This window comes from Pseudooctadecabacter sp. (assembly GCF_020627745.1).
Classification (GTDB): domain Bacteria; phylum Pseudomonadota; class Alphaproteobacteria; order Rhodobacterales; family Rhodobacteraceae; genus Octadecabacter.
On the sequence record NZ_JAHDGE010000062.1, the window covers coordinates 1 to 6,998 of the forward strand.

At 58.2% G+C, this 6,998-nt stretch carries 6 protein-coding genes and 1 pseudogene; 1 reads left to right on the plus strand and 6 read right to left on the minus strand.

Annotated elements, in window-relative coordinates; genetic code table 11:
- Positions 1 to 111: 111 nt before the first annotated feature.
- From QZ653_RS14540 to QZ653_RS14560, 5 genes are all read right to left on the minus strand, one after another.
- The gene (locus tag QZ653_RS14540; RefSeq protein WP_296421179.1) at positions 112 to 774 is read right to left on the minus strand and encodes a sulfotransferase family 2 domain-containing protein; all 663 of its coding nucleotides are present in this window, start codon (positions 772 to 774) and stop codon (positions 112 to 114) included.
- A gap of 17 nt (positions 775 to 791) precedes the next feature.
- A complete protein-coding gene (gene fusA, locus QZ653_RS14545) occupies positions 792 to 2,909 on the minus strand; it encodes an elongation factor G (RefSeq protein WP_296421181.1) in 2,118 nt (705 codons plus the stop codon).
- A gap of 15 nt (positions 2,910 to 2,924) precedes the next feature.
- Positions 2,925 to 3,395 carry a 30S ribosomal protein S7 gene (rpsG, locus tag QZ653_RS14550; protein WP_296421182.1) on the minus strand — a complete coding sequence of 157 codons (471 nt, stop codon included), beginning with the start codon at positions 3,393 to 3,395 and terminating at the stop codon, positions 2,925 to 2,927.
- 12 nt (positions 3,396 to 3,407) lie between these two features.
- Entirely contained in the window at positions 3,408 to 3,779 is a 372-nt protein-coding gene (rpsL, locus tag QZ653_RS14555; RefSeq protein ID WP_296421184.1) for a 30S ribosomal protein S12, read from the minus strand.
- 259 nt (positions 3,780 to 4,038) lie between these two features.
- Positions 4,039 to 4,950, minus strand: a complete 912-nt coding sequence (locus QZ653_RS14560) for a DMT family transporter (protein WP_296421186.1) — start codon at positions 4,948 to 4,950, stop codon at positions 4,039 to 4,041.
- Positions 4,951 to 4,994: 44 nt separating this feature from the next.
- On the opposite strand from QZ653_RS14560, the gene QZ653_RS14565 reads away from it, so the two are divergent.
- The gene (locus QZ653_RS14565) at positions 4,995 to 5,972 is read left to right on the plus strand and encodes a glutathione S-transferase C-terminal domain-containing protein (RefSeq protein ID WP_296421187.1); all 978 of its coding nucleotides are present in this window, start codon (positions 4,995 to 4,997) and stop codon (positions 5,970 to 5,972) included.
- Positions 5,973 to 6,159: 187 nt separating this feature from the next.
- On the opposite strand, the pseudogene QZ653_RS14570 reads toward QZ653_RS14565, so the two are convergent.
- Positions 6,160 to 6,998: pseudogene (locus tag QZ653_RS14570) on the minus strand (DNA-directed RNA polymerase subunit beta'); the annotation flags it as partial.

The following is a 6,998-nucleotide window of genomic DNA, read 5'->3' on the forward strand; positions in this document are numbered from 1 at the left end:
CGTGCCGATGTTTACGTGCGGCTTGTTACGTTCAAACTTTTCCTTAGCCATGATGGCCTCCTTATCCGTTTATCGTGTTCTGGACCTGTGAAAGGTCCGTGGTGTGTTGGTTTACGCAGCCAGACGTTCGAGGTGATCCCCGAACATCCGATAATCTTCCGCGTAAAAATCCAGAAGTTTCTGTTCGAGACGGGCGTTCAGTCCTTCGACCTTTTTTCCCTGCCCGCGCTTTTGCAGATGGGGGATGGTAACCGGCATCCCGCACCGCTGTGTCAAATCCGCCTGCAACGTGTCCAGTTCGCTGACGTCGTAAATCCGGTCGTAGAAAGAAACATCAGTTCCCAGGAATTTCGACATCGGGTCTGTGTGGCCTTCAAGATCGGGTGAAAACTCCCGGTAGGCCTCCAGATTTTCGACAAACGTCGGGAAACTGGGCTGCTCCGTTACGCCAAGCCGGCGCGCCAGACCTTTCTTTGCCTTGATCCGCTGTTGGTACGGACCGGTCAGCACCCTGTTCTTATAGCACGAGGCAAGCCGTTTGATCGGATCGCGCACAACCGCAAATTTCCAGTGCCCGTCAGGACAGTGTTCCTTTGCGACGTCAAACGGAGCGCCGGGATAGACATTGTGAATATGCATCACCCGTCCGTTCCGTGTGAACTGGCGCCATTCAAAACCGTTTTCGAGGTAGAAGAAAACGGCCTTGAGTGAGGACGAAGCACATTTAGGCGCAGCGAAATACGAGATTTCATACTTTGAATTGTAAATCGCCATGTGCTTCGCCCCGACCTTTAAGCGAACTTTGCCTGAATCTCTTCCGAGATGTTGCTTGGCACCGGATCGTAGTGGTCGAACTGCATGGTGAAGTTCGCACGACCCGACGACATGGAGCGCAGGTTGTTGATGTAGCCGAACATGTTGGCCAGCGGCACGAAGGCGTCGATCGCGATGGCATTGCCGCGCGTATCCTGACCCTGCACCTGACCGCGACGGGATGTGAGGTCACCGATGATGCCACCTGTGTATTCCTCAGGCGTCACGACTTCGACCTTCATGATGGGTTCCAGCAGTTTCGCGCCGGCCTTTTTCATACCTTCGCGCATACACATACGTGCGGCGATTTCAAAGGCGAGGACCGAGGAGTCAACGTCGTGGAACTTACCGTCAAGCAGTTCAACCTTGAAGTCGATGACGGGGAAGCCCGCCAACGGACCGGAGTCCATGACCGAGTTGATGCCTTTTTCGACGCCCGGGATATATTCCTTAGGCACCGCACCGCCGACGATTTTGGATTCGAAGGAATACCCTTCGCCGGGCTCTGTCGGCATGATGGACAGCTTGACCTCACCGAACTGACCGGACCCACCGGACTGCTTCTTGTGGGTATACGTGTGCTCAACGGCGTGACCGATGGTTTCACGATAGGCCACCTGAGGCGCACCGATGTTCGCTTCGACTTTGAATTCCCGCTTGAGGCGGTCAATCAGGATGTCGAGGTGAAGTTCGCCCATGCCCTTCATGATGGTCTGACCGGATTCGAGATCCGTTTCGACGCGGAAGGACGGGTCTTCGGCGGCCAGACGCTGCAGACCGGTGGACATCTTTTCCTGGTCGGCTTTTGTCTTGGGTTCAACCGCGATCTCGATCACCGGATCGGGGAAGGACATCGTTTCCAGAACGACCTGCTGCTTTTCGTCAGACAGCGTGTCACCTGTTGTGGTGTTCTTCAGACCGGCGAGCGCGATGATGTCACCTGCGAAGGCTTCGGTGATTTCATCCTGCTTGTTGGAGTGCATCATGACCATACGGCCGATGCGTTCCTTGTTGCCCTTCGTGGTGTTCATGAGCGTATCGCCTTTTTCCAGCTTGCCGGAGTAGATACGTGTGAACGTCAATGTGCCCATGTAAGGGTCGTTCATGATCTTGAAGGCAAGACCGGAGAACGGCATCTCGTCGTCGGCACGACGGGCAATGTTGCGGACTTCTTCTTCGTCGCCGGGGGCAAAGCCCATGTAGTCGACCACGTCCAGCGGGCTGGGCAGATAGTCGATCACGGCGTTAAGAAGCGGCTGAACGCCTTTGTTCTTGAAGGCAGAGCCACCCAGAACGGGGACGAATTTCAGTTCAAGACAGCCCTTGCGGAGAAGCTTGCGCAATGTTGGAACGTCAGGCTCGTTGCCTTCGAGGTATTCCATCATCGCCTCGTCGTCCATTTCGACGGCGGCTTCGACCATTTTGCCACGCCATTCGTCGGCCATGTCCTTGAGGTCGTCACGGATGGGGGCCTTGATCCAGGACGCGCCCAGATCTTCACCCTGCCAGAGCCATTCTTCCATGGTCACCAGGTCAATCAGACCTTCAAGTTCGGTTTCCGCACCGATCGGGATGCCCACGGGAATAGCCGTGGCCCCTGTGCGGTCTTCGATCATGTTGACGCAGTTGAAGAAATCGGCGCCGATCTTGTCCATCTTGTTGACGAAGACAATGCGCGGAACCTTGTAACGGTCGGCCTGACGCCAGACGGTTTCTGTCTGTGGTTCAACACCGGCGTTACCGTCGAGAACCGTGACGGCCCCGTCGAGAACGGCCAGGGAACGTTCGACTTCGATGGTGAAGTCAACGTGGCCGGGGGTGTCGATGATGTTCATGCGGTGCTTGAGGGAGTCAGGCGTTTTGCCGTCCTCAGTGCGTTCCCAGAAGGTGGTCGTCGCAGCGGAGGTAATGGTAATACCCCGTTCCTGCTCCTGTTCCATCCAGTCCATGGTGGCCGCACCATCGTGCACTTCGCCGATGTTGTGGGATTTGCCTGTGTAGAACAGGATACGCTCGGAACAGGTGGTCTTACCGGCGTCGATGTGCGCGATAATACCGAAGTTACGGTAGCGTTCGAGGGGATAGTCGCGTGCCATATTGGTTGGCTCCTATTACCAGCGGTAGTGGCTGAATGCTTTGTTCGCATCGGCCATCTTGTGGGTGTCTTCGCGCTTTTTCACAGCTGTGCCGCGGCCGTTTACGGCATCGACAAGCTCACCTGCGAGGCGCTCTTCCATGGTTTTCTCGTTGCGGTTCTTGGCGGCGGCGATGAGCCAGCGGATAGCCAAAGCTTCGCGACGCTCGGGGCGGACTTCGACGGGCACCTGATAGGTGGCACCACCGACGCGGCGCGAGCGCACTTCGAGGTTGGGTTTGATGTTGTCGAGGGCTTCGTGGAAAACCTCAACAGGGGCTTTCTTGAGCTTGTCTTCAACGCGGTCAAAGGCGTTGTAGACGATGCGCTCGGCAACGGATTTCTTCCCGTCGATCATGAGGTTGTTCATGAACTTGGACAGGACCATATCACCAAACTTTGCATCGGGCAGAATCTGGCGTTTTTCAGCGGCGTGACGACGTGACATCTGATGTTTTCCTTACTTCGGCTTCTTGGCGCCATATTTCGAACGGCGCTGCTTACGGTCCTTGACGCCTTGCGTATCGAGAACGCCGCGCAGGATGTGATAGCGAACGCCGGGAAGGTCTTTTACACGACCGCCACGGATCAGAACCACAGAGTGTTCCTGAAGGTTGTGGCTTTCACCCGGGATGTAGCTGATGACCTCGAAGCCATTTGTCAGGCGCACTTTGGCAACCTTACGCATAGCGGAGTTCGGCTTCTTCGGTGTCGTTGTATAGACACGTGTGCAAACGCCGCGCTTTTGCGGGTTGCCTTCAAGGTGAAGCGATTTGGAGCGTTTTACTTTGGGCTGCCGGGGTTTCCGGATCAGCTGTTGGATCGTTGGCATTGGGTGTTTCCCGTTTCCTACACATGTGTTGCGGGTCTGACGCCGCAGTTTCGAATTTCAGCGTTTCACGCGTCCGTAAAACACAAACAACTTAACCCGCTGTCGTTGCCTTACCGGAGCAAACGGAGCGGTGGGTTTTCAGAGGATCGGCCCAGCAGTAGGACGGATCTTGAGTATCCAAATTATGATCCCTGACAGACAAAGGCCGTGCCAAGTTGCGCGCTTCATAGGGGGGTTCAGGTTGGGTGTCAACAGCGCCTCAGCGCGGGCGCAGGCCTTTGGCGGACAGCCCCGCGGAATGGCGGCTGGCCCTTTCGCGGTAAAGCGTAAACAAGCCTGTGGTGACCACGATCGCAGCCCCCAGCAGGGTCAGCACATCGGGCCATTCGTCAAACACGACGAGCCCGAGAATCAAGGCCACCAGAAGAGAAGTGTACCGGAACGGCGCAACAAACCCGATGTCGCCCGACCGCATCCCCGACACGGCCGCCACGTAGCCCGCCATCAGACACAGGGCCGCCCCCGCAATCAGGGCCATTTCTGTCAGGTCAGGGACGACCCAGCGTTCTTGCATCACCCACGACCCGCCCCCCGCCAGTGCCGTGACCCCGATGGCCGCAGCCAGGGCCACGCGGCTGGACGGAATTTCAGGCGACAGTCTGCGCGCCGCCAGATCGCGCAAGGTCACGGCGGCGACTGCGGCCAACCCGTAGAGCGAGAAAATGGTGAAACCGTCCATGCCGGGCCGGATGATGATTGTCACCCCGACAAAGCCCACGATGATCGCAGCCATCCGCCGCCACCCCACCGGTTCGCCCAGAAAAACCGCTGCAGCCAGCGTTACCGTCAGTGGCAGTGCCTGAAGGATCGCGGACAGATTGGCCAAGGGCATGGAATAGAGCGCGGTGAGGAAAAAGACGGTCCCGAATGCTTCTGCCGCTGTGCGCAGGGCCGTCAGACGACGGTCCTTGGGTGTTGGCCTGTAGGCCATATGTCCCCACATCCGCGCGAGGATATAAAGACCTGTCGTGATCAGACAGCCCCGCATGAAGACCTGCTGGAAAAACGGCAGGTCCGGCGACGCCAGCTTCATCAGCGCATCATTCACCGTAAACGCCGTCATCGACAGCATGATCAAAAGCGCCGCGCGGATGTTATCTGACAGGGACATGGGACCGTGGTATCAGCGGGGCCATGTCGGGGAAAGAGGCGCGGATGACCAAAGCTGTCGAAGAAGACCAAACCAATATCGCGGCCAGACGGGCGCAGGGTGAATTCGTGCGCGGTCACAGCGGCTTTCGCCACTGGATCGGCACGGATGATTTCCCCGCTCAGGCAGGCCGCTATCACCTTTACGTGGCGCTGAATTGTCCGTGGTGCCACCGCGTCACACTGGCAAGGTCGATCCTGGGCTTGACCCAAGCAATCACCATGGATGTGGCCTTTCCCAACCGCGAGGACAATCTGTGGACGTTCGACCCCACCCTCACCGCCAGCCTGACGGGCACCACGCTGCCGGAGTGCACACTTGAGACCGCGACGGGTCAAAGGCACCGGCACGCGAAAACTCTTTACGAGGCAGAGGGATCTGACGAAAAATCCCTTCCCATCCTTTATGACAAAACCGCCCAGCGGATCGTCACAAACGAAAGCGCCGAGATCGTCCGGATGTTGGGGGCGCAGAGCGCGAAATTGGGCGGGACAGGGCAAGACATCTACCCCGAAGCGCTGCGTGATGACATCGACGCTTTGAACGACGTCATCTATGTGGCCATCAACAACGGCGCCTACAAAGCGGGCTTTTCCTCGGACCAAACGGTCTACGCCGAAGCCTTTGACGCCTATTTTGATGCGCTGACCGACCTTGATGACCGCCTGTCCGATGGCCGACCGTTCCTGACGGGCAACACCTTCACCGAAGCAGACCTTCGGCTGTTTCCGACCCTCTATCGGCACGATCCGGTCTACTATGTGCGCATGAAATTGAACGGCGCGCGTATCCTTGACTATCCCCACCTGTGGCAATGGGTGTGCCGGGTCTATGCGCTGCCCGGCGTGGCAGAGGCCGGATCGCTTCTGCATTGCCGACAGGGCTACTTCGGCAATTCGTGGAACAAGACCGTCCCGCTTGGTCCCCGGCTGCCGATGCCCTACCCGCAGGCGTACCGACACCCTGAACTGGCGGATCGCTAGCCGCCCCTTTCTCTGGTTCAAAAATACCTCGGGGGACGCGGCGCAGCCGCGGGGGGCAGCGCCCCCATGCGCGTGCCTTGCACGCGCGGATCGGATTTGGCGCAGCCAAATTCGAACCTCACAGCCCCGAACGAAAAGGGCCGCAGGATTTCCCCTGCGGCCCGTTCCATAATTGATATGGTTCGACTTACTCGTCGCGGCTCTCTTCTGTGTCCGCGATGATCGTGTCGAAGGCGTCGCCGCCGATGATGTCATCGGCTGTGGGCTCAGGGGCTGCCAATGCGGCGGCCTGTTCGGCCTCCTCACGGCGGGCCTGAATGACCACGTTGTCCCGCTCGGACGCAATACGTGTGACGCGCTGTGTCGCACCACCAGTACCGGCCGGGATCAAACGACCCACGATGACGTTCTCTTTCAGGCCGACCAGTTTGTCCCGCTTGCCCTGCACGGACGCTTCGGTCAGCACGCGCGTGGTTTCCTGGAAGGACGCGGCAGAGATGAAGGACCGTGTCTGCAAGGACGCCTTGGTGATACCCAACAGGATGGGCTCACCCTGTGCAGGGCGACCGCCACGGGCGATGGCCTTTTCGTTGGCCTCATCAAATTCGACCTTGTCGACGTTTTCGCCCTTCAGGAGCGTCGTGTCACCGCTGTCGGAAATCTCCCACTTCTGGAGCATCTGACGCACGATCACCTCGATGTGCTTGTCGTTGATCTTCACACCCTGCAGGCGATACACGTCCTGCACTTCGTCGATCATGTAGTCCGCAAGTGCTTCGACACCCATGATGGCGAGGATGTCATGGGGGGCCGGGTTGCCATCCATGATGTAGTCGCCCTTTTGCACGAAGTCGCCTTCCTGCACTGGGATGTGCTTGCCCTTGGGCACCATGTATTCGACCTTGGTGTCCGGATCATCGGCCGCCTCAATCGCGATGCGACGCTTGTTCTTGTAGTCCTTGCCAAAGCGCACGTAGCCATCGATTTCGGCGATGATTGCGTGATCCTTTGGACGGCGGGCTTCGA

Excerpts from the sequence above, each read along its gene's own strand:
- QZ653_RS14540 (WP_296421179.1), bottom strand. The coding sequence starts at position 774 with ATGGCGATTTACAATTCAAAGTATGAAATCTCGTATTTCGCTGCGCCT.
- rpsG (WP_296421182.1), bottom strand. The coding sequence starts at position 3,395 with ATGTCACGTCGTCACGCCGCTGAAAAACGCCAGATTCTGCCCGATGCA.
- QZ653_RS14565 (WP_296421187.1), top strand. The coding sequence starts at position 4,995 with ATGACCAAAGCTGTCGAAGAAGACCAAACCAATATCGCGGCCAGACGG.
- rpsL (WP_296421184.1), bottom strand. The coding sequence starts at position 3,779 with ATGCCAACGATCCAACAGCTGATCCGGAAACCCCGGCAGCCCAAAGTA.
- QZ653_RS14560 (WP_296421186.1), bottom strand. The coding sequence starts at position 4,950 with ATGTCCCTGTCAGATAACATCCGCGCGGCGCTTTTGATCATGCTGTCG.
- fusA (WP_296421181.1), bottom strand. The coding sequence starts at position 2,909 with ATGGCACGCGACTATCCCCTCGAACGCTACCGTAACTTCGGTATTATC.